Here is a 22,094-nt window from a genome sequence, read left to right as displayed (position 1 = left end):
GCGCGCTCCTAAAAATTCACCGTGGCCTTGATCGCCTCGAAAATCTTGTACTGATCGGGCAGGTATTCCTTTTCCAGCGCCAGCGGAAAGGGGGTATCGAGCCCGCACACCCGGGCGACGGGGCTTTCCAGATACAGAAAGCAGCGCTCCTGCACGGTGGCGGCGATCTCGGCGCCCAGGCCACCGGTGAGGGGCGCCTCGTGGCTCACCAGCAGTCGCCCGGTCTTGAGCACCGAGGCCACGACGGTGTCTTCGTCCCAGGGCAGCAGGCTCTGCAGATCGATCACCTCGCAGGAAATGCCTTCTTTATCGGCAAGCGCAGCCGCCTTCAGCAGGTAGTCCATCTGGGCGCCCCAGGCCAGCAGGGTGATGTCGGTACCTTCCTGCACCACCTCGGCCTGGTCCAGCGGCAATTGGTAGTACCCTTCGTCCACCTCGGCCACCGCCGCCCGGTACAGCCGCTTGGGCTCGAAAAAGATCACCGGATCCGGGCAGTCGATGGCCGCCAGCAGCAACCCCTTGGCCTGCACCGGCCCCCGGGGCACCAGCACCCGCAGCCCGGCGGTATGCACAAAATAGGCTTCCGGCGACTGGCTGTGGTAGTGGCCGCCGGCAATGCCGCCCCCATAGGGCGTACGCACCACCAGCCCGCCCACATCGAACTGGTTGCCGGAGCGGTAGCGGAACTTGGCGGTTTCGTTCACCAGCTGGTCAAAGGCGGGAAAGATGTAATCGGCAAACTGAATTTCCGCCACCGGCTTCAGCCCCTTGGCCGCCAGGCCATTGGCAAAGCCGATAATGCCCTGCTCGGTGAGCGGCGTATTGAAACAGCGCGCCTCGCCGTACTTCTCCTGCAGGCCGCTGGTGGCCCGAAACACGCCGCCAAAATGGCCCACATCCTCGCCAAAGCAAAGTACCGCTTTTTCCCTTTCCATGGCCACATCCAGCGCCTGGTTCACCGCCTGCAACAGGTTCATCTGTTTCATTCGCGCTCCCTCCCCTGGCTGGCGGGGTAGTGCTCGGGGTAGGCGGCCAGCTGCCGCTTCAGCTGTTCCAGTTGTTGCTTCAGCCGTGCCGGCGGGCTGGCATAGACGTCTTCAATAAGGCTGTTCAACGGCGGTCGGGAGCGCTGTTCGGCCTGTTTCATGACCTCCAGTATCTGCCGGCGCAGGGTATCGCTGCGGCGCCGGTCATCGTCTTCGTCAAGCCAGCCCTGATGCAGCAGCCACAGCCGGTAACGGCCGATGGGATCCCGCTTGCGCCAGCGCTCTTCCTCGGCCCGGGAACGGTAACCGCTGGGATCGTCCGACGAGGAGTGGGCGCCCAACCGGTAGGACATGGATTCGATCAATACGGGCTGAGGCTCAGCCAGAATCAGGTTCCGGGCCTGGCGGGTGGCCTCAAACACCGCCAGGGTGTCGGCGCCGTCCACCCGCAGGGTGCGAATGCCGTAGCCCACGGCGCGGCTGGCAATGCCGTCTCCCACAAACTGTTCGCTGGCCGGGGTGGAAATGGCATAGCCATTATTGCGGCAAAAAAAGATCACCGGCGTCTTCAGCACCGCCGCCATGTTGAGCCCGGCATGAAAGTCCCCTTCCGAGGCCGCCCCTTCGCCGAAATAGCACAGGGTAATGGCGTCCTCCCCCGCCAGCCGCTGCCCATAAGCCACGCCGGTGGCCTGGGGAATCTGGGTGGCCAGGGGGGAGGAAATGGTCATGAAATTGAGCGCGCGGCAGCCGTAATGCACCGGCATCTGCCGGCCCTTGCCCAGATCTTCGGCATTGGAAAACAGCTGGTTCATGAACTGCTCCAGAGTAAAGCCCCGGTGCAGCAGGGCGCCCTGCTCCCGGTACTGGGCCAGGATCATGTCCTGGGGTGCCAGTGCCGCGGCACTGGCCACCGCCTGGGCCTCTTCTCCCAGACTTTGCAGATAAAAACTGATCCGCCCCTGACGCTGGGCCGCCAGCATGCGCTCATCCAGCAGCCGGGTGGTCACCATGCTGTGATACATGGCCAGCGCCTGCGCCTGGTCGAGATCCGGCGCGGTGGCGTCGGCATAGAGATGGCCGTCATCCTTCAACAGCCGAAAGGTGGGAATGGTCAGGCCGTGGCCGTCCACAAACCGGACCCGGTGCACCATGGTCATGGTGGCGTTATTGGGATTGGTCATGCCGCCCTCACAGTCCAGACTGGAACCTCGAGGCTAATTCTAGTCGCTTTTGCCAGGGAGCCCGGCTTGAGCCCAAACGAAAAAAAGGCAGCCCATGGGGCTGCCAAAAACGAGATGGACCTTGAACGATTATTGTTATGGGTTTACCCGGCTCAGATGTTTTCGAACTGACCCATGGTGTTGTCTTTACCGCCGGCCTTGAGGGCGGCGTCACCGGCGAAGAACTCCTTGTGATCGTCACCGATGTTGGAGCCGGCCATGTCCTGGTGCTTGACGGTGGCAATGCCCTGACGAATTTCCTGACGCTGCACGCCCGCCACGTAGGCCAGCATGCCTTCGTCCCCGAAGTAGCCCTTGGCCAGGTTGTCGGTAGACAGCGCCGCGGTGTGGTAGGTCGGCAGGGTGATCAGGTGGTGGAAGATGCCGGCTTCCCGGGCGGCGTCGGCCTGGAAGGTCCGCACCTTCTCGTCGGCCAGCAGGGCCAGCTCGGTGCTGTCGTAATCGGCGCTCATCAGGCGATCCCGATCGTAGCCGGACACGTCCTTGCCTTCGGCGGCCCAGGCATCGAACACCTGCTGACGGAAGTTCAGGGTCCAGTTAAAGGACGGGCTGTTGTTGTACACCAGCTTGGCATCAGGCACCACGGCGCGAATGCGGTCCACCATGCCCTTGATCTGGCCGATGTGGGGCTTCTCAGTTTCAATCCACAGCAGGTCGGCGCCGTGCTGCAGGCTGGTGATGCAGTCCAGTACCACCCGGTCTTCACCGGAGCCGGCCTTGAACTGGAACAGACCGGAAGCCAGGCGCTTGACCTTTTTCAGTTTGCCGTTGGCCTTGATGACCACGTCGCCGTTGGCGATTTCGTCGGCGCTGTTGATGTAGTCGCCGTCCAGGAAGCTGTTGTACTGATCTCCCAGATCGCCCGGCTCGTTGGTCACGGCAATCTGTTTGGTCAGACCGGCACCCAAAGAGTCGGTACGGGCCACAATGACACCGTCGTCCACGCCCAGCTCGAGGAAGGCCAGGCGCACGGCATTGATCTTGGCCAGGAAGTCGGCGTGGGGCACGGTGACCTTGCCGTCCTGGTGGCCGCACTGCTTCTCGTCGGACACCTGGTTTTCCAGCTGAATACAGCAGGCACCGGCTTCAATCATCTTTCTGGCCAGCAGGTAGGTGGCCTCGGCGTTACCAAAACCGGCGTCGATGTCCGCCACAATGGGCACGATATGAGTCTGGTGGTTGTCGATCTGGGCTTCAATGTTCTTCACTTTGGCAGCATCACCGGCCTTCTGGGCGTCTTCCAGGGCACGGAACAGGTGATTCAGCTCCCAGGAGTCGGCCTGGCGCAGGAAGGTGTACAGCTCTTCAATCAGGGCCGGCACCGAGGTTTTCTCGTGCATGGACTGATCCGGCAGGGGGCCGAACTCGGAGCGCAGCGCGGCCACCATCCAGCCGGACAGATACAGGTAACGACCCTTGGTGCTGCCAAAGTGCTTCTTGATGGAGATCAGCTTCTGCTGACCGATAAAGCCATGCCAGCAGCCCAGAGACTGAGTGTACTGGGACGGATCCGCATCATAGGCGGCCATGTCTGCCCGCATGATTTTGGCGGTGTATTTGGCAATGTCGAGGCCGGTCTTGAATTGGTTCTGCACCCGCATGCGGGCGGCATGCTCGGGTTTGATGGCGCCCCAGGTCGGGTTCTGCTTGAGCAGTGTGGTCAGGGTATCGATCTCGTTGGCGTATGGCATGGTTCCAGTCCTGTCTTGTTGTCGTTGAGCAATCGGGTCTCAAACAGTGATACATCCCTGTCAAACCAGCGTGCAACACCGCCGTTCGGCTGGCTTGGCAGTACTTCTTCTTCGGTTTTTTTTATTGGAGCTTTGCAGCCCGTTTCCGTTTGTCTGGCCTGTTTCGGCAACGCTTCTTGCCGAACAGCTGCCGCTTTGGTTCTGCGTTGCGGTGTGGCTATTACGTTGCGCAAAAAAATGGCTTCGATCAAGATCCAATTTAACTAAAACACAACATGTATCACATAACCCAACTGGCCTACGACTAAAGCATAACTGGCTCTAACCCATTGAAATAAACCACATCAGCCATACAGCAACAGTGGCTGGATTCAGCCAAAAAGAAAATAAATAACGTAATTTAAAAACATAAAAATCAATAAATGTGGATTAACATCCAATGTTTCACAATCAACCCTCCATGTGAACAACCCGCTTGTCCCGCTCCCAAAGCCGCGGGACAGGGGCCATAAAGAAAGCGCGCAAGATTTTTTTTGCGATCGCAAAATCCTCATTTCCAAGAGGATGGCCGTCATGCTGGCAACGGCGTGTTGTTGTTTTATCAGTTTCGGCCGGCACCTCCCCTTCGGGCCCGGCATTCGCGCCGCATGAGAAAATGCCGCTTTGATTCCCGCAAACACGACAGAAAAAAATGGCGCCCCCCTGATCGGTCAGTGCCGCTTTTTGGTTCAACCAATTGATTTAAGCAATCAATCTAATAGAAACGAATGATTTCAACTAAGAAAAGTTTCCCTCTAGTATGGGCAGCGTTCGAGACACACCTTCACTCAGAGAAACGAAAACAGGAGTTATACAATGGCTGTTTCCATCAACACTGAAATCAAACCCTTTACCGCCCAGGCTTATTACAAGGGTGACTTCGTGCAAGTGACCGAGGCCGATCTCAAGGGCAAGTGGTCCGTGGTGTTCTTCTACCCGGCCGACTTTACTTTCGTCTGCCCCACCGAGCTGGGCGACCTGGCCGACCACTACGCCGAGCTGCAGAAAATGGGCGTGGAAGTGTACTCCGTGTCCACCGACACCCACTTCACCCACAAGGCCTGGCACGACAGCTCCGAGACCATCGGCAAGATCCAGTACTACATGCTGGGTGATCAGACCGGCACCATCACCAACAACTTTGGCGTGATGCGTGAAGGTCAGGGCCTGGCCGACCGCGCCACCTTTATCATCGATCCCCAGGGCGTGATCCAGGCCATGGAAATCACCGCCGAAGGCATTGGCCGCGACGCCGCCGACCTGGTGCGCAAGATCAAGGCCGCCCAGTACGTAGCCGCCCACCCGGGTGAAGTGTGCCCCGCCAAATGGCAGGAAGGTGACGCCACCCTGGCCCCGTCCCTGGATCTGGTTGGCAAGATTTAAGTTACCGCCAGTGACCCCGGCCCGCCCCTTGCCTGGCGGCGGGCCGGGTTTTTTATACCCAACCTTCAGCACAGGACACGACCATGTTAGATGCGAATCTCAAAAAACAATTGGACACCTATCTGCAGAACATCGTCTCGCCGATAGCAGTCAGCGTGTCCGGTGACGACTCTCCCAAATCCAACGAATTACTGACGCTGGCTGAAGAGATCAGCGGGCTGTCAGACCACATCAGCCTGGCGCAGGCCTCCGCCGCCCGCACCCCCAGCATGAGCATTGCCGCCGCCGGCCAGGCGCCGCGGGTAACCTTTGCCGGCATTCCGATGGGCCACGAATTCACCTCGCTGGTGCTGGCCCTGCTGCAGACCGGCGGCCATCCCTCCAAGGCCGCGCCCGAACTGCTGGAGCAAATTCGCAACCTCAAGGGCGAGTTTCATTTCGAAACCTATGTGTCCCTGTCGTGCCAGAACTGCCCGGACGTGGTGCAGGCACTGAACCTGATGGCCACCCTGAACCCCAACATTACTCATGTGATGATTGACGGTGCCCTGTTCCAAGACGAGGTCAACGAGCGCCAGGTCATGGCGGTGCCCGCCGTGTACCTGAATGGCGAGCACTTTGGTCAGGGCCGCATGAGCCTGGAAGAGATCGTCGGCAAACTTGACACCGGTGCCGCCGAGCGCCAGGCCGAAGCCCTGAACGAACAGGCACCCTTTGACGTGCTGGTGGTGGGCGGCGGCCCGGCAGGGGCCGCGGCGGCCATTTACGCCGCCCGCAAGGGGGTGCGCACCGGCCTGGTAGCGGAGCGCTTTGGCGGCCAGGTGATGGACACGGTGGGCATTGAAAACTTCATTTCCGTGCCCTACACCGAAGGCCCCAAACTGGCGGCCAGCCTGGAGCAGCACGTCAAGGAATATGAGGTGGAACTGGTTACCAACCAGCGTGCCGCCGGCATTCGGCAGAATGAGCTGATTGAAGTGCCGCTCGAAAGTGGTGCCGTGCTTAAAAGCAAATCGGTGATCCTTGCCACCGGTGCCCGCTGGCGCGAGCTGAATGTGCCCGGCGAAGCCGAATACCGCAACAAGGGCGTGGCCTACTGCCCCCATTGCGACGGTCCCTTCTTCAAGGGCAAGAAGGTGGCAGTGGTCGGCGGCGGCAACTCCGGCATTGAGGCGGCCATCGATCTGGCGGGCATCGTCGAGCATGTCACCGTGGTGGAATTCGCCGACAGCCTGCGCGCCGACGAGGTGCTGCAGCGCAAGGCGCGCTCCATGGGCAACATCGACATCATCATGAATGCCCAGACCACCCAAGTGCTGGGCGACGGCAGCCGGGTGAACGGCCTGCAGTACACCGATCGTGTCAGCGGTGAAACCAGGCGCCTGGACGTGGCCGGCATCTTTGTACAGATTGGCCTGGTGCCCAACACCGAGTTCCTCAAGGGCTCGGAAGTGGAGTTGACCCGCTTTGGCGAAGTGATGATAGACCCCCGTGGCGCCACCTCCATGGCCGGCGTGTTTGCCGCCGGGGATGCCACTACCGTGCCCTACAAGCAGATCATCATTTCTATGGGGGCCGGCGCCACCGCCGCCCTGGGCGCCTTTGACCACCTGATCCGGTCGTAAACCGGGACTGGGGACTGGGGACTGGGGACTGGGGACTGGGGACTGGGGACTGGGGACTGGGGAATAGTAAAACCCCAATCCCTGCTCCCTATTCCCTATTCCCTTGCAATTGCGCCTTGAGATTGGGCGGCGTGCCGCGGATGACCAGGGTATCGGTGGCGGCATCGTATTGAATACGCTCGCCCAGCAGTTTTTGATCAAAGCTGATGGTCAGGCCGCCGCCGGAGCCGACGTACTTGGTCAGCCCTTTCAGGGAGGAGCGGTCCACCGGAAAACGCTCTTCCAGTTCATACTCTTCACTCACAAACTGGTAAAAATCGAGATCGTCGTCGGTGCCCAGCTCCGCCGACAGCTCCCGCAGTTCCAGCTCTTCCCCCTCTTTTAATTGTTCCCGGCAATATTTGCTGACCAGCGTCTTGCTTTCCTGCTTTTCCTCCTTGCTCAGCTGGCGGGCATCACAGTATTCCTCCACCGCCTTCATCAGCCCCTGGCTCTGCGCCTTGGGATCCATGCCCTCGACACAGGACAGGAAGTTGAGAAAGAAGTCCGATACCTTGCGTCCGGCCCGGCCCTTGATAAAGGAAAAGTAACGCTTTGACTCGGGGCGGGTGCGCAGCTCGGTCAGATCCAGCCGCGCCGCCAGTTGCATGCGCCCCAGATCCAGGTAGCTGGCCCGGCTCACGTCGAGCTGGTCGGTGACGGTGACGCTGTCCTTGTTGTCGAGCAGGGCAATCAGCAGGTAGTGGGCGCCCAGCCACTGATAGCGTACACACAGCAGCACGCCCTCTTCCTGCATGTCCAGCCGGTTCAGCTCGCCCAGCAGCCGCTCGGCGGCCAGGTGTGAAAACGGCGCAAAACCCAGGCTTTGATCCTCCATGCGTCGCACCAGATCGCGAAAACCGGTGTCCTCGTCACTGAAATAGCCAAACACCTTGCCGGCCTTGGTGTTATAGATATGGTGCAGCTCGCTCATCAGCTGGGTAACCGCCGGGCCCGTGGCCAGCTCGTCGTCGCGCTTGGCAAGCTCGGTCTGCCCCTGCTCATTTAAAAACAGGGAATGCACTATGATGTGTTCGATGTCCAGGCTCATGTCAGATTGCCATAGAGTTGCCGAATGGGGTGGGGTATTATAGTCGCCCTGTTACCAAGTTAAATGATTGAACGCCCATGCCCATTATTTCCAAGTACGACAAACAATTCGACCAGCTGCTGAGCGAGCTGGAGGCAGTGATGGACAAGCATCAGGCCCCGGCGGATTTGCGGCTGATGGTACTGGGCAACCTGGCCACGCACATCATCAATCATCAGGTGGCTCCCGGTCAGCGCAAGGCCATTGCCGACAAGTTTGCCAGTGTGCTGACCTCCTCCGTCGATACACAAAAAGGGGCGCACTAAGCGCCCTTTCATTCACCGAGATCCACCACGCCCATGGTTGAAACCGGCCCCCACTACCGCGATAACGTCTCCCGCCTGATCGGCTGGGGCCACTGGTTTGTGTTCTTCAACATCCTGCTGGCCATGGCAGTCTCCAGCCGTTACCTGTTTGCCGCCGGTCTGCCCGACAGCGCCCTGGGCATTGGCTATATGCTGGTGAGCTGGGTCGGACACTTTGCCTTTCTCACCTTCGGCACCTATCTGCTGACCCTGTTTCCCCTGACCTTTTTGTTTCCCAAGCTCAGGGCCGTGCAGTTTATGGGGGCCGGTATTGCCACCAGTGCCCTGACCCTGCTGCTGGTGGATACTCAGGTGTTCAGCCTGTTCGGCTTTCACCTCAATCCCTCGGTATGGCGGCTGCTGCTGGATCAGGCCCAGGCGGAAGGAGCGCCGGGCTGGGGCTGGCTGTTTGCCCTGGTGCCGGTGCTGTTTGTGCTGGAACTGTGGCTGGGGGCCTGGCTGTGGCGCTGGAGCCCGCGCCGCTCGCGCAGCCTGTCGCGCCCGCTGACCCTGCCGCTGCTGGTGTGTTTTTTCCTCACCCACAGTGTGCATATCTGGGCCGACGCCACCCTCTATACCCCCATTACCCTGCAAAAGGCCAATTTTCCCCTGTCCTACCCCATGACCGCCAAGGGCTTTTTGATCCGCCAGGGCTGGCTCGACGAGGAAAGCTACCGCCAACGCTCGGAGCAGGTGTCCGACAGTCCGCAGCAGCGACTCAACTATCCACTGCGCCCGCTGTCGGTGCAACCGCCGGAGCAGGCGCCCAATATTCTGCTGGTGGTGGCTGACGGCCTGCGGGCCGATCAGCTCGACCCCATCACCATGCCCAACCTGAGCCGCTTTGCCGCCCAGCACCTGCGCTTTGACAACCACCTCAGTGCCGGCAACCGCCCGGAGCCGGCGCTGTTCAGCCTGTTCTACAGCCTGCCTGCCCACTACCGGCGGGAAGCAGAACTGGAAGGCACCGCCCCCGTACTGGTGGACGAATTGCAGCGCCAGGACTATCGCATCGGCCTCTTTGCCAGCGGCGGTACCGATGCCGCCCTGTACCGGGATGCCATATTCACCACCCTGCGCAGCCCCGCCCTGCAGCCCGCCCCCGGTGGCGCCGAGGGGGATCGTCTGATGCTGGGTCGCTTTGCCGGCTGGCTGAGCCAGCAGCAGGACGAGCGGCCCTGGTTCTCCTATGTGTACCTTGATGCGCTCAACTCACTGTCCTTGCCCGAGGGCATGGACGGCCCCTTTCAGCCGTCGCTGCAGCAACTGAATCCGGCCGATAGCTACCAGGCAGAACAGCACGACGCCCTGCTCAACCGCTATCGCAACGCGGTGTTTTACACCGATCAGCTGCTGGGCGGCCTGCTGGGCCTGGTGCGCGGCCTGGAGCGGAACACCCTGGTCATAGTGACCTCCGGTCACGGCATGGAATTCAACGACAACGGTAACAATACCTGGGGCTTTGGCAACGCCTATTCACCGGCCCAGCTGCGCGTGCCCCTGGTGGTGGCCTGGCCCGGCCGCACGGGCCCCCAGCGCGTTGAGCATCCCACCAGCCATCTGGACGTGGCCCCCACCCTGCTGCAGCAGGCACTGGGCGTCAGCAACCCGCTGCGCAGCTATGCCAGTGGCCAGTCGCTGTTTACCGCCCGCCATGGCCGCTGGCGGCTGGCGTCGGACGAAGAGGAATACGCCATTTACCAGCATGACGACATCACCCTGTTCAACCGCCGTGGTGACTTGCAGTTGCTGAATGCCGCCGATTACCGCGAGCGGGAAGGCAGCAATCCGGAGCTGACCCTGCTGATGCAGGTGATGAACGAGCTGAACCGGTTTCAGGGGAAATGAGTAAGAACCGGGATTAGGGATTAGGGATTAGGGATTAGGGATTAGGGATTAGGGAAGGATGCCGAGAATGTTGCTCTCAGGTCACCCGTCCCCATCCCGGCTTTACATCTCGTCCAGTACCCGGCGGGCCTGCCAGTAGCGGCTGCGCCAGTAGACATTGTCCAGGCTGGAGATGGTTACCCCCACACTGGAGGAAGCATGGGCAAACTTGCCGTTGCCGATGTAAACCCCGTTGTGGCGGGTGCTGCGGCCGGTGCGGAAAAACACCAGATCACCGGGGCGCAGCTCGCTCCGCTCCACTTCCCGCCCCAGTAATACCTGCTCATTGGTGCTGCGCGGCAGCTCCAGGCCAAAGGCTTCCTGATACAGGGTCTGGGTAAAGGCGGAGCAGTCGATGCCCTGCTCGCTGGCGCCGCCAAAACGGTAGGGAACGCCCCGCCAGCGCTGGTAAACCTGGTGCAGATCACTGACCATGGCCTGGCTGCGCTTGGGCTTCATGGGCTCGGTGCTGATGCTGTAAGTCAGGGAAGAGGACGGCTTTTTGCCAGTCATCCTTTTGCCTGACTCCGGTGTCGGTGTGCTGCTGCACCCGGCCATCACCAGCAGACTGCCGATAACAATGATATGTTTGATCATAGGAACAATGGCAACCGAAGAATGGGCCTCAGCATAGTCCAATTTCTGCGTGTTTTGCAAAGCGAAAAATGAGTGAAAACAACGATATTGCCGTCGAACTGCTGGTTTGTGACGTCATGGCGATAAAACCGCCACAAAATGCCTGTAAATCGCTCTCCCGGGCCGAACGCCAGCGCCTGCAGGGCCTTCCCGGTGCGGTTCAGGCCCGGCTGTTTCTGCTGGGGCGCTACCTGTTGCGCCAGCGCCTGGGCCAACTGCTGGGCGAGCCCCCCGCCGCCCTCGACATTGGCCTCAACAACCGGGGCAAGCCGGAGCTGGCCGACCGCGGCTGGCAGTTCAACCTGAGCCACAGCGGCTCACTGCTGGCGCTGGCGTTCAGTCCCTGCGCCCCGGTGGGGGTGGATCTGGAAAGCCGGCAGCTGGACGGCCCCCGCATCACCCGCCTGGCCCGGCGCTACCTCGCCGATGCAGAACAGGCATGGCTGGCCGAAAGCCGCCAGCCGGCCCATGACTTTCAGCGGCTGTGGACCGTCAAGGAGGCGGTGCTCAAGGCCGATGGCGGGGGCATCGCCAACAACCTCGCCGGGGTAGAGTGGCAACCCGGCCAGCCCCTCGCCCGCTTCAATGGCCAGCCCTACCGACTGTTTCAGGGAGGCCTTGGCCATACCAGCCTCACCCTGGCGGTGGCGGGCGAGGCCGGCCGGCTGCGCCGACTCTCCCTCGGCGATTGCGCCCCGGCGCTTGAAATTACCGGTCTGCAACCCAATTTAGCCATAAACCCCTAAAGAGGCTTTTCAATGATCGTTGATATCACGGTAGAGAATTTTCAGCAGGCGCTGATCCAGGCATCCATGGACAAGACGGTGGTGATTTTTTTCCACGCCGATCAGGTGCCCGAGTGCCAGCCCATGAGCGCACAGCTTGAGCGGCTGATTGGTGCCGACAACGGCCATGTGGACCTGGCCCGGGTGGACGTGGCGGATCCGCAACTGCAGAGCCTGGCCGTGCAGCTGGGCCTGCAGGCGCTGCCGGCCCTGGTGGCATTCAAGGGCGGCCAGCCGGTTGACATACTGGAAGGCCCCCAGGACGAAGCCGCCCTCAAGGGGTTTCTCCAGCCCTATCAGCCCAACCAGGCCGAGCTGCTGCTGGATCAGGCCAAACAGATGCTGGGCCTGGACCCACAAGCCGCCTACGACCTACTGCAACAGGCCAGGGCGCTGGATGACACCCCGGCCATTCGCCTGACCCTGGCCGAAACGGCGTTGGCCCTGAACAAGCTGGAAGAGACCCGGCAGTTACTGGACACCATTGGCATGGCGGATCAGGACGCCCAGTACCAGCATGTGCTGGCCCGGCTGGAGCTGGCCCAGGAAGCCGCCGATAGCCCCGAGCTGCGCGAGCTGGAGCAACGGCTGGCCGCCGCACCGGAAGATCTGGGTCTGAAGGAAGAGCTGGCGGTGCAGTATTTTCAGGCCGGCCGTCAGGAGGAAGCGCTGCAGTTACTGACCGAAATACTGCAAAAGGATCTGTCGTTTGGCGACGCCAGAAAACACCTGCTCGACATGCTCACCAGCATGGGCGCCGATCCGGTGGCGTCCCGCTATCGCCGCAAGCTGTATAGCATGCTGTATTGATCAGGGACTAGGGACTAGGGACTAGGGACTAGGGACTAGGGATATCGGAGGCCGTGGGTGCAGCCTGGCAAATGATATAACAGGCAACTGGTGTGCCCGGATTAATCCGGGCAGTTAAAAACGGCTCACCAGTCCCTAATCCCCATTCCCCCGCTTTAACTCACCAGCTGGCGCCGATCACCAGCACCACCAGCAGCGGGCAGACCAGCCGCACATACCAGGGCCAGATGCGCCAGAACAGGCTGTCGGCCAGCGCCGGCGTGCCTTTAACCAGCTCTTCAAACAACTTGGCCCGGCCCCACATCCAGCCGCCCAGCACGCAGAACCCGAGCCCCACCAGCGGCTGAATGTTCTGGGTGGAGAGCCTGATCACCAGGCCAAACAGGGCGCCGAAGTTCAGGCAGATCACCACACTAAATAGCGCCAGGGCGCCGCCCAACAGCCAGGTCATCAATGGCCGGGGGGCCTGAAAACGCTCGGTGGCGTAGGACACCGGCACCTCCAGCATGGAGATGGACGAAGTCAGGGCGGCGATGCCCATCAGCACGAAAAACACCAGCGCCATCACCAGGCCCACCGGCCCCATGGTGTCGAACAAGGCCGGCAGTACCTGGAAGACCAGGGTATCGCTGCTCAGCAGGCTGCCGTCTTCGGCGTAAATGGTCACGCCGTTGTGCATGGCCACAAACATGGCCGGCAAAATCACCAGGCCCGCCAGAAAGGCCACGCCGGTGTCGATCAGGGTCACCTGAAAGGCGGTGGCGGGAATGCTTTCCTGCCGGCTCAGGTAGGAGCCGTACATCAGCATGGAGCAGCCGCCGATGGTCAGCGAGAAAAAGGCCTGGCCCATGGCGCTGATCAGCAGCTGGCCGTCCATCACCTTGCTGAAGTCGGGGATCAGGTAATGACGCAGCCCGTCGATGGCGCCGCTCTGGGTGAGGATGTAGCCAAACAGCAAAATAAACAGCACAAACAGCGCCGGCATCAGCCGCGCCGACCAGCGCTCAATACCCCGTCGTACCCCGGCCTGCACCACCAGTATGGTGAGCAGGTAAAACACCAGGGTCCAGACGATGTTGCGGCCCAGGCCAAAGGCCTCCAGCCAGTCGGTGGCCGCCTGCCAGCCCAGCATGCGGGTGATGCTGGCGGCGAGAAAGGCCAGCAGCCAGCCGGCCACGATGGCATAAAACGACAGCACCAGGCTCGGCACCAGCATGCCGGCGTAGCCCACCAGCGACGCCAGCCGCTTTTGCCACGGGCTGTGACCCAGCTTGCGCACCGAGTCCACCGGGTTGGCCTGACCATGGCGGCCGATGGCCACTTCCATCACCAGCATGGGAAACGCCAGCAGCAGCACCAGCACCAGGTAGGCCACCAGAAAGGCGCCGCCGCCGTTGCTGGCGGCCTGGGTGGGAAAGCCCCAGATATTGCCCAGCCCCACTGCCGCGCCCGCGGCCGCCATGATAAACCCGAAGCGGGAAGCGAAATGTTCTCTCACTCTGTATTCCTTGCAATAGCTCGATTGAAGATCAGGCCGGCCCGGCCGGTGCCGTGTCATGGTGAGGCCAGGCGTTGATCACCGCCTTGACCAGGGTGGCCAGGGGAATGGCGAAAAACACCCCCCAGAAGCCCCAGAAACCGCCAAACACCAGCACCGCCACAATAATGGCGATGGGATGCAGGTTGACCGCTTCGGAGAACAGCACCGGCACCAGCACGTTGCCGTCCAGCGCCTGAATAATGGCGTAGGCCACCATCAGGTAGAAAAACGGCGGGGTAAAACCCCACTGGAACAACCCCACCATGGCCACCGGCACGGTGGCGGCGGCGGCGCCGATATAGGGAATAAGCACCGAAAAGCCCACCAGCACCGCCAGCAGCAGGGCATAGTTGAGCCCCAGCAGGGCAAAGGTAACGTAGCTGACGCCACCCACGATCAGGATTTCAATGACCTTGCCGCGTACATAATTGGCGATTTGCAGGTTCATCTCGTGCCAGACCCGGGAGATCAGCTCCCGGTTCTGCGGCAAAAAGCGGCTCATGCTGTTAAGCAGCGCCGGCTTGTCTTTCAGCATAAAAAACACCAGCACCGACACCAGGATCAGATACACCAGCAGTACCGCCACATTGGTCAGCGAGCTGATGGACACGCTCAGTATGGCATCCGCCGAGCCCAGCAGCCGGCCGCGCACGTCGTCGAGCAGGTTCTGTACCAGGGTCACGTCCACCAGCTCCGGGTACTGCTCGGGCAGGGTCAGCAACACTTCCTGAGCGCGGTTGATCATGGTAGGAATTTCCCGGGCCAGGTTGGCAGTCTGGGTCAGGATGGAGGGCACCAGACTCACCAGTGACAGCACCAGCAGCACCGCAAATACCAGCAGCACCAGCCCCGCCGCCGGCCCCCGGCCCAGCCCCAGCCGGCGCAGCCGGCCCACCGGCCATTCCAGCAGGTAGGCAATCACCACGGCGGCAAAAAACGGCGCCAGAATGCGCCCCATGAAATACACCACCACAAAGCCGAACAGCAGCAGCAAAAACAGCACGACCGCGCCCGGGTCGGAGAAGCGCTGCCGATACCAGTGCCTGAGAATATCCAACATGCGAAGGGTCCTTATGGGTGTTTGGTTACGATGAGTTCGAGCCGGTGTGTGTCTTCCTTCACCACCTCAACCCCTTGCCCGATGCGCTCGAGATAGGCGGGAATGTCCTGGCGCGAACCCGGGTCGGCCAGCACCAGCCTGAGCCGCCGCCCGCTGTCGGCCGACTTCAGCCAGAGCTTGAGCTCCAGCAGCGGCAGGGGGCAGCGCAGGGCACTGGCATCCAGCAGATCCATGGCTCAGTTCCTGAAAAAAGAAAGCATTATCCCCCGCCTGCGGTCCGCAAACAATGCTTGTTCCACCCGATACGGACGGTTATTCTGCCCGTTATGCACCGGCAAAAGGTTTATCCATGAAGTTAAGCACCGCGCCCCTGATCCTGGCCCTTACCCTGGCCCTGCCCGCACTGGCCGACAACAGCCTGCCCGATATCGGCACCGCCGGGGTCAGTGCCATGTCGGTGGAGCGCGAAGTGCGCTTTGGCGAGGCCTTCAGCCGCTTTGCCCGGGCCAACCAGCCGGTGGTGGACGATCCCGTGCTCAACGAGTACATCAGCGATCTGGGGCTGCAACTGTTGTCCCAGGCCGACTCGGTGCGCTTTCCGTTTCGCTTTCTGTTGATCAGGGACGACAGCATCAACGCCAGCGCCTTTCTCGGCGGCGTGGTGCAGTTGCATACCGGCCTGTTCCTGTACGCAGACAACGAAAGCGAGCTGGCCTCGGTCATGGCCCACGAAATCACCCACGTCACCCAGCGTCATATTGCCCGTTATCTGGAGTCCCAGTCGCGCAGCACCCCCCTGACCATTGCCGGCCTGGTGGGCTCGGTGGCCCTGGCGGTGGTCAATCCCCAGGCGGGCATGGCGGCACTGCAGACCACCCTGGGGCTGCGCATGCAATCGGCCATCAACTATACCCGGGACAACGAATTCGAGGCCGACCGGTTGGGCCTGCGCCTGCTGCACAACGCCGGTTTCGATCCCAACGCCATGGCCAGTTTCTTTCAGAAGCTGTCCGACAAGTACCAGTTTGCCAGCACTCCGCCCCAGATGCTGCTGACTCATCCCCTGCCCGCCAGCCGCATCGCCGAGGCCCGCACCCGGGCAGCGGAATATGCGGTGCGTCCGCTGGCGCCATCCCTGAACTTTCAGCTGGCCAAGGCCCGCATCATGGTGCGGCTGCAGCAGGCGGGCACCCAGGAGCTGCACAAATACTTTGAGCAGGCCGCCGCCGGCAACGACGGCTGGCTGCCGGACGCCGCCCGCTATGGTCAGGCACTGGCGCTGATGGCCATCAACCAGCCCGAGGCCGCCCGGCCGCTGCTGGAACAGGTGGCCAGGGGGCATGGCAACAACCTGTTCGTGCTTGACGCCCTGACCGATCTCGACAATGCCGAAGGCCGTCATGATGCCGCCATCTCCCGGCTGGAAGGGGCTCACCGGCGCCTGCCCGACAACCGGGTGGTGATGATCAACCTGGCCGATACCCTGCTGCAGGCCGGACGCCACCAGGACGCCGCCACCCTGCTCGACGACCACGCCCGCCGCTACGGCGACAATGCCCTGGTGTGGGAGCTGCTGGCCCAGGCCCTGCGCCCACTGGGGGACGAGTCCGCCTTTCGCCGGGCCCAGGCCGAGCTGGCCGCCCTGGAAGGCCGCTTTGACGTGGCCGTGCAGCAAATGGAACTGGCTGCCACCCTGTCACAGGATGCCATGCAACGGGCCCGCCTCGGCGCCCGGCTGGAGCAGCTGCGCCAGCAGCAGCAGGAATGGGACGCGCTGAGGAACTAACTTCAGGGAAGAGGGAGTAGCTACGAGCCCTCTAATCCTTCCAGTAAGTATCCTGCCAGCGCGCAATATCCTCGGCCTTGAGCTCGCCCTGATGACGCTCGGCCAGCTTGCCGTCGGGATCGAGCACAAACGTCGTGGGCAACACGCGGGGCAGCTCAAAGGGCCAGGGCCCCTCCAGGCTGGCCACCACCGGCACCGTGATCGCCAGTCGTTGTTGCAGCGCCTGTAACGCCTGGGCCGGCATGGCATCAAAACTCACCGCCAGCACCGCCGGCCCGGCGGCCTCACCCAGCTCGTTCAGTAGCGGCAGCTCGCGCAGGCAGGGCGCGCACCACTCGGCAAAATAGTTCACCACCAGCCACTCGCCCCGGTAATCCTGCAGCCGTTGCTGGCTACCGTCGGCCAGGGACAGGGTGGCCGCCTCACGGCACCCCGCCAGCAACAGCAGCGCGGTCAAAAACCAGACCTGAAGTTTGCCCATTCCGGCTCCCCTTCTATACAATGCCCGCAGCCACGCCACAGGAGTGAATCATGAATCTGTTTATCTACCATAATCCCCGCTGCTCCAAAAGCCGGGAAACCCTGGCCCTGCTCGAACAACGGGGTCTTGAGCCCGAGATTATCAAATATCTGGACACCCCCCCTGATGCAGCGCAAATAAAAACCCTGCTGGCCCAGCTGGGCATGGCCTCGGCCCGGCAGCTGATGCGGACCAAGGAAGACGAGTACAAGGCCCTTGAGCTGGCGAAGGTCACCGACGAGGAAGCGCTGATCGCCGCCATGGTGGCGCATCCCAAACTGATCGAGCGTCCCATAGTGGTGTGCAACGGCAAGGCCGCCCTGGGCCGCCCGCCCGAGCAGGTACTGGATATTCTGGCATGACCACCGCCCTCGCCCGCAAACTGGCGCTAACCGGCTACCTGGGATTGATTGCCTGGGTGGCGCTCTGGCACGGTGTGCTGTCCCCCCATCCCGAGCTGGGCGCCGGCTTTATGCTGACGATGTGGCTGCCCTGGCTGTTTATTCCCATGCCCGGCATGCTCAGGGGCAATCCCTACACCCACGCCTGGGCGGTGTTTTTGATCATGCCCTACTTTCTGCATTCCCTCACCCTGCTGTGGGTGGATGAGGGCGAGCGCTGGCTGGCACTGGTGGAGCTGCTGCTGGCCACCACCATGTTTATCGGCAACAGCTACTACGCCAAGCTGCGCGGCCGCGAGCTGGGCCTGAGCATTCGCAAGAAGAAAAAGGATTAATGGATACTGGGGCTGGTTTTACAGCCCCAGTATTTCCCGGGTAAAGGGCAGGCTCAGTTTGCGCCGTGCCTGGAAAGAGGCATTGTCGAGCAGATCCAGCGCCGCCAGCAGGGTGCTCATGTCCCGGGACAGACGGCTCAGCAACAACCGGCCCACGTCGGTAGGCAGCTTGAAGCCGCGCAGCTCGGCCCTGAGCTGCAGGGCGCTGAGCTTGCCTTCGTCATCCAGGGTTTTCAGCTGGTAGGCCACCCCCCAGTCCAGCCGTGAGGCCAGATCCGGCAGCCCCAGCCCCAGGTTGCGGGACGGCGCCGAGGCACTGATCACCAGGGTTCCCGCCGCCCGCTCCCGCCGGCGATTAAAGAAGTTGAACACCGCCCGCTCCCATTCCTCCACCCCGGCAATGGCGTCCAGGTTGTCGAGGCAGACCAGGGGCAATAATTCCATGCCGTCCAGCAGCCGGGGGGACATGCGCCGGTAAGCGTGCAGGGGCAGGCAGGTGGCCGCCTCGCCGCTGGCATTGACCTCGGCACAGGTGGCATGCAGCAGGTGGGAGCGGCCCGAGCCGGGCTGGCCCCAGAGGTAGATGACATCGTCGCCCTGCCCCAGGGAGGCATTTTTGAGCGCGGTGATCAGCTGGGCGTTGTCTCCCGGATAAAAACTGGCAAAGGTTTCATCATCGGGCAACTGCACCGCCAGCGCCAGCTGGGCCGGTTGCTGCTCGTCATCGCCATCCCGGCTCACCGGCCAGCCTCCGTTAACCGGTAACGACGCTCACCCTGACGTGTCAGTCCGGCGGCGGGCAGCGCGGCGGTCACCGCCGCGGCCGGTGACGACAGCATCAGCCGAAAACGGGCCTGATCACCGGCACTGTCGAGCAACTGCACCCCCTTGACCCCGTCCAGCCGGCCCAGCCGTTGCTCCAGCCGGACCATGTCGGCGAAGCGTGTCAGGCCGCTGACCACTATGCTCAGCTCGCCCGGGGCATCGGCCCCCGCACTCAGCGCCTCGGCCGGAGCCGTATTGGCCGGCAGCGACGCGGCCCCCTGCCGAGGCTGGTTCACCCAATAGGCATTCACCGCCGCCAGCAGGTCGGCCGGGGTATCGGCCTCGCCCTGAGTGAGGGCTTGCTCATGGCCTTTGCTGAACAGCCGCCAGGCCAGCCGGCCCCCCTGCTGCTGCACCGCCAGCCAGGTGCCGGCGCCGTAGCGACGGCTGGCCTCCGCCAGCCCCTCACCAGCCAGCACACTGCCCTTGTCTACCTGCATATGCTCCTGCAGATCCCACAGCGGCCACAGCAGGGGAATGCCATAACGGGCCGACGCCTGACGCCAGCCGCGGTCGGCTCCGTCACGGGCACGTTCGCCGTTCACTTGCCATACCAGCAGCGTGGGGCGCTGAGCGGTCCAGGCAGTCAGGCCGGCGCTTTCCAGCAGGGGCAACAACTCGGCCGGCTCAAATTCAACCCGGTAGCCACCGCCGGCGGGTTCGGCCTTGCGGTAGCGGGACCAGTTGTTCAGAATTTCGTCGCGCACCCAGGATCCTTCCCCCGGCTCGCCGGTAAGGCGGGCCAGCAGCAGATCCACCGCCTGCGCCCGGGCCTGGGTCCGGCTGTAGGGAGCGGTGTCGAGCTGTACCTCAAACACCGAGGCGGCCGAAACGCCGGCAAAACCCAGCAGCATCAGCGACAGCAGCAATTGTTTCAGCATCACAGGGCCATTGTCGAACATCGGACGCTCATGATAACCACTGACCGGGACTCATGCCAGAATCAATGGGGTCGCTCTTTGGGCAACACCAGGTTCAGCAGAATGCCGACAATGCCGCACAGGCTGATGCCCTGCAGGCTGAAATCGCCGATGCCAAAGGCCATGCCGCCGATGCCGAACACCAGGATCACCGCCACGATGCACAGGTTGCGGGCCTGGGACAAGTCCACCTGATGCTTGATCAGGCTGTTGAGCCCCACGGTCGCGATGGAGCCGAACAGCAAAATCATGATGCCGCCCATCACCGGCACCGGAATGCTCAGCATCAGGGCGCCGAACTTGCCTACAAAGGCCAGGGCGATGGCAAAGCCGGCGGCCCAGGTCATGATCACCGGATTGAAGTTCTTGGTCAGCATCACGGCGCCGGTCACCTCGGAATAGGTGGTGTTGGGCGGCCCCCCAAACAGCGACGCGGCGCCGGTGGCCAGGCCATCCCCCAGCAGGGTGCGGTGCAGGCCGGGTTTTTTCAGGTAATCCTTGCCGGTCACCGAGCCAATGGCCAGCACGTCGCCGATGTGTTCAATGGCCGGGGCGATGGCCACCGGTATCATGAACAGCACCGCCTGCCAGTGCCATTCCGGCGCCACAAAGTTGGGCTGGGAGAACCAGGGCGCTTCCCGCACCGGAGTGAAGTCCACCACCCCCATGGCCAGGGCCATGCCGTAGCCCACGGCAATGCCGGCGGTAATGGGCACCAGCCGGAACACGCCCCTGGCCAGGGTGGACACCAGCAGGGTGGTAATGAGCGACGCCAGCGACAGCCACAGGGCGGTATTATGCGCGACCAGCACGGTACCGCCGTCGCCGCTTTTGCCGATGGCCATGTTCACCGCCATGGGCGCCAGGCCAAGGCCAATGACCATGATCACCGGGCCCACCACCACCGGCGGCAACAGCCGGGTCAGCAGGGCGGTACCGCGCCAGCGCACCAGCTGGCTGAGCAGCACATACATCAGGCCCGCCGCCATCAGGCCGCTCATGGTGGCGGGAATGCCCCAGGTCTGCACGCCGTACAGAATGGGCGCAATAAAGGCAAAGGACGATGCCAGAAAGATGGGGATCTGACGCCTGGTACACAGCTGGAACACCAGGGTGCCGAGACCGGCGGTGAACAGCGCCACATTCGGATCCAGGCCGGTGATCAGCGGCATCAGCACCAGGGCGCCAAAGGCCACAAACAGCATCTGGGAGCCGGCCAGGGCCTGGCGCAGGGGAGTGTTCACCGCCGGCTGGCCGGGGGCCAGCTCCTGGGTGCGTTCAGCGGAATTCATCGACTAACACCTCAACAAAACAGAAAAAAACCGGCCTGCGCCGGTTTTGACATTCCTTACTTGGTACCAAAAATCTTGTCGCCGGCATCGCCCAGCCCGGGAATGATATAGCCGTGCTCGTCGAGCCGCTCATCCACCGAGGCGCAGTACAGCTCCACATCCGGGTGGGCCGCTTCCAGCGCCTTGATGCCCTCGGGGGCCGCCACCAGCACAATCACCTTGAAATTGGTGCAGCCGTGCTGCTTGAGCAGATCGATGGTGGCGATCATGGAGCCGCCGGTGGCCAGCATGGGATCGACGATCAGCGCCAGGCGCTCGTCGATATGACTGACCAGCTTGCTGAAGTAGCACACCGGCTGCAGGGTTTCCTCGTCCCGGTACACACCCACCACGCTCACCCGGGCGCTGGGCATGTGCTCCAGCACGCCGTCCATCATGCCCAGGCCGGCACGCAGAATGGGCACCACGGTGACCTTCTTGCCCTTGAGCTTGTCGACTTCGGTGGGGCCGGTCCAACCGTCGATGGTGGTTTTTTCGGTTTCAAAATCGGCAGTGGCTTCGTAGGTCAGCAGGCTGCCGACTTCCTTCGCCAGTTCACGAAAGCGTTTGGTGCTGATGTCGGCTTCCCGCATCAGACCCAGCTTGTGTTTTACCAAAGGGTGCTTGACCTCAACGACTTTCATCGACACTTCTCCCGACGCACTGAATAACGGACACAAAAAACCGCGGAACTCTAGCATAAAATAGCGTACGGCGGCAGCGTTTCAGCACTAATTTTAGCAAAAGCTCGCCGGTGCCGGAGCGACTCATGACTCGGGTCCGTTTCACGCCGGCAAACTCCCCTTTCTGACTACCGCTGCCAGTGGCACTGATCCACGCATTAAATTAGAATAGC

The 22,094-nt window shown here is 62.2% G+C and carries 22 protein-coding genes; 9 read left to right on the top strand and 13 right to left on the bottom strand.

Annotated elements, in window-relative coordinates:
- Positions 1–8: 8 nt before the first annotated feature.
- From GU3_RS06735 to GU3_RS06725, 3 genes are all read right to left on the bottom strand, one after another.
- A complete protein-coding gene (locus tag GU3_RS06735; protein ID WP_014291773.1) occupies positions 9–986 on the bottom strand; it encodes an alpha-ketoacid dehydrogenase subunit beta in 978 nt (325 codons plus the stop codon).
- Entirely contained in the window at positions 983–2,170 is a 1,188-nt protein-coding gene (locus GU3_RS06730) for a thiamine pyrophosphate-dependent dehydrogenase E1 component subunit alpha (RefSeq protein ID WP_014291772.1), read from the bottom strand. Before GU3_RS06730 ends, GU3_RS06735 begins: the two co-directional genes overlap by 4 nt.
- A gap of 152 nt (positions 2,171–2,322) precedes the next feature.
- Positions 2,323–3,921: an isocitrate lyase gene (locus GU3_RS06725; protein ID WP_014291771.1), complete on the bottom strand. Its 1,599-nt coding sequence runs from the start codon at positions 3,919–3,921 to the stop codon at positions 2,323–2,325.
- Between the two features lie 855 nt (positions 3,922–4,776).
- Here GU3_RS06725 and ahpC point away from each other — a divergent pair.
- Positions 4,777–5,343, top strand: a complete 567-nt coding sequence (ahpC, locus tag GU3_RS06720; protein WP_014291770.1) for an alkyl hydroperoxide reductase subunit C — start codon at positions 4,777–4,779, stop codon at positions 5,341–5,343.
- 83 nt (positions 5,344–5,426) lie between these two features.
- A complete protein-coding gene (gene ahpF, locus GU3_RS06715; RefSeq protein ID WP_014291769.1) occupies positions 5,427–6,968 on the top strand; it encodes an alkyl hydroperoxide reductase subunit F in 1,542 nt (513 codons plus the stop codon).
- A gap of 88 nt (positions 6,969–7,056) precedes the next feature.
- On the opposite strand, the gene yejK is transcribed toward ahpF, so the two are convergent.
- Positions 7,057–8,058, bottom strand: a complete 1,002-nt coding sequence (gene yejK / locus GU3_RS06710) for a nucleoid-associated protein YejK (RefSeq protein ID WP_014291768.1) — start codon at positions 8,056–8,058, stop codon at positions 7,057–7,059.
- Between the two features lie 77 nt (positions 8,059–8,135).
- Between yejK and GU3_RS06705 the strand changes: the two genes are divergently transcribed.
- Both GU3_RS06705 and GU3_RS06700 read left to right on the top strand, forming a co-directional pair.
- Positions 8,136–8,363, top strand: coding sequence for a YejL family protein (locus GU3_RS06705; protein ID WP_014291767.1), 228 nt, complete (start codon positions 8,136–8,138; stop codon positions 8,361–8,363).
- A 33-nt stretch (positions 8,364–8,396) separates the two neighbouring features.
- Positions 8,397–10,250, top strand: coding sequence for a DUF3413 domain-containing protein (locus GU3_RS06700; protein ID WP_014291766.1), 1,854 nt, complete (start codon positions 8,397–8,399; stop codon positions 10,248–10,250).
- Between the two features lie 102 nt (positions 10,251–10,352).
- Here the strand turns inward: GU3_RS06700 and GU3_RS06695 are convergent, their stop codons facing one another.
- Entirely contained in the window at positions 10,353–10,802 is a 450-nt protein-coding gene (locus GU3_RS06695; protein ID WP_014291765.1) for an NlpC/P60 family protein, read from the bottom strand.
- A 152-nt stretch (positions 10,803–10,954) separates the two neighbouring features.
- Between GU3_RS06695 and GU3_RS06690 the strand changes: the two genes are divergently transcribed.
- Positions 10,955–11,671 (top strand): 4'-phosphopantetheinyl transferase superfamily protein, encoded by a 717-nt coding sequence (locus GU3_RS06690; RefSeq protein ID WP_014291764.1) that lies wholly within the window; start codon positions 10,955–10,957, stop codon positions 11,669–11,671.
- A gap of 12 nt (positions 11,672–11,683) precedes the next feature.
- Entirely contained in the window at positions 11,684–12,520 is an 837-nt protein-coding gene (locus tag GU3_RS06685) for a tetratricopeptide repeat protein (RefSeq protein WP_014291763.1), read from the top strand.
- 160 nt (positions 12,521–12,680) lie between these two features.
- On the opposite strand, the gene GU3_RS06680 is transcribed toward GU3_RS06685, so the two are convergent.
- The 3 genes from GU3_RS06680 to GU3_RS06670 are packed head-to-tail and all read right to left on the bottom strand — an operon-like array spanning position 12,681 to position 15,353.
- Positions 12,681–14,018 (bottom strand): sodium-dependent transporter, encoded by a 1,338-nt coding sequence (locus tag GU3_RS06680; protein WP_014291762.1) that lies wholly within the window; start codon positions 14,016–14,018, stop codon positions 12,681–12,683.
- 31 nt (positions 14,019–14,049) lie between these two features.
- Entirely contained in the window at positions 14,050–15,120 is a 1,071-nt protein-coding gene (locus GU3_RS06675; protein WP_014291761.1) for an AI-2E family transporter, read from the bottom strand.
- 11 nt (positions 15,121–15,131) lie between these two features.
- Complete coding sequence (locus tag GU3_RS06670) at positions 15,132–15,353, bottom strand: sulfurtransferase TusA family protein (protein WP_014291760.1); 222 nt, start codon at positions 15,351–15,353, stop codon at positions 15,132–15,134.
- Between the two features lie 116 nt (positions 15,354–15,469).
- On the opposite strand from GU3_RS06670, the gene GU3_RS06665 reads away from it, so the two are divergent.
- Positions 15,470–16,906, top strand: a complete 1,437-nt coding sequence (locus tag GU3_RS06665) for a M48 family metalloprotease (protein WP_014291759.1) — start codon at positions 15,470–15,472, stop codon at positions 16,904–16,906.
- Positions 16,907–16,937: 31 nt separating this feature from the next.
- Here GU3_RS06665 and GU3_RS06660 read toward each other — a convergent pair whose 3' ends face one another.
- Positions 16,938–17,387, bottom strand: coding sequence for a TlpA disulfide reductase family protein (locus tag GU3_RS06660; RefSeq protein WP_014291758.1), 450 nt, complete (start codon positions 17,385–17,387; stop codon positions 16,938–16,940).
- A gap of 50 nt (positions 17,388–17,437) precedes the next feature.
- Between GU3_RS06660 and arsC the strand changes: the two genes are divergently transcribed.
- Both arsC and GU3_RS06650 read left to right on the top strand, forming a co-directional pair.
- Positions 17,438–17,788: an arsenate reductase (glutaredoxin) gene (gene arsC / locus GU3_RS06655; protein WP_014291757.1), complete on the top strand. Its 351-nt coding sequence runs from the start codon at positions 17,438–17,440 to the stop codon at positions 17,786–17,788.
- The gene (locus tag GU3_RS06650; protein WP_014291756.1) at positions 17,785–18,162 is read left to right on the top strand and encodes a DUF2069 domain-containing protein; all 378 of its coding nucleotides are present in this window, start codon (positions 17,785–17,787) and stop codon (positions 18,160–18,162) included. Before arsC ends, GU3_RS06650 begins: the two co-directional genes overlap by 4 nt.
- A gap of 18 nt (positions 18,163–18,180) precedes the next feature.
- Here GU3_RS06650 and hda read toward each other — a convergent pair whose 3' ends face one another.
- From hda to upp, 4 genes are read right to left on the bottom strand one after another with little or no spacing between them, the layout of a single operon-like run.
- Positions 18,181–18,903 carry a DnaA inactivator Hda gene (gene hda / locus GU3_RS06645; RefSeq protein WP_014291755.1) on the bottom strand — a complete coding sequence of 241 codons (723 nt, stop codon included), beginning with the start codon at positions 18,901–18,903 and terminating at the stop codon, positions 18,181–18,183.
- Positions 18,900–19,889 carry a DUF2066 domain-containing protein gene (locus tag GU3_RS06640; protein WP_014291754.1) on the bottom strand — a complete coding sequence of 330 codons (990 nt, stop codon included), beginning with the start codon at positions 19,887–19,889 and terminating at the stop codon, positions 18,900–18,902. Before GU3_RS06640 ends, hda begins: the two co-directional genes overlap by 4 nt.
- 41 nt (positions 19,890–19,930) lie before the next feature.
- On the bottom strand, positions 19,931–21,199 hold the full coding sequence (locus GU3_RS06635; RefSeq protein ID WP_014291753.1) for a uracil-xanthine permease family protein: 1,269 nt from the start codon (positions 21,197–21,199) through the stop codon (positions 19,931–19,933).
- Between the two features lie 56 nt (positions 21,200–21,255).
- Positions 21,256–21,882 (bottom strand): uracil phosphoribosyltransferase, encoded by a 627-nt coding sequence (upp, locus tag GU3_RS06630; protein ID WP_014291752.1) that lies wholly within the window; start codon positions 21,880–21,882, stop codon positions 21,256–21,258.
- Between the last annotated feature and the right edge of the window lie 212 nt (positions 21,883–22,094).

This window comes from Oceanimonas sp. GK1 (assembly GCF_000243075.1).
Lineage (GTDB): Bacteria > Pseudomonadota > Gammaproteobacteria > Enterobacterales > Aeromonadaceae > Oceanimonas.
Note: the sequence above shows the minus strand (reverse complement) of the source record. Positions and strands in the feature narration are given on the sequence as shown.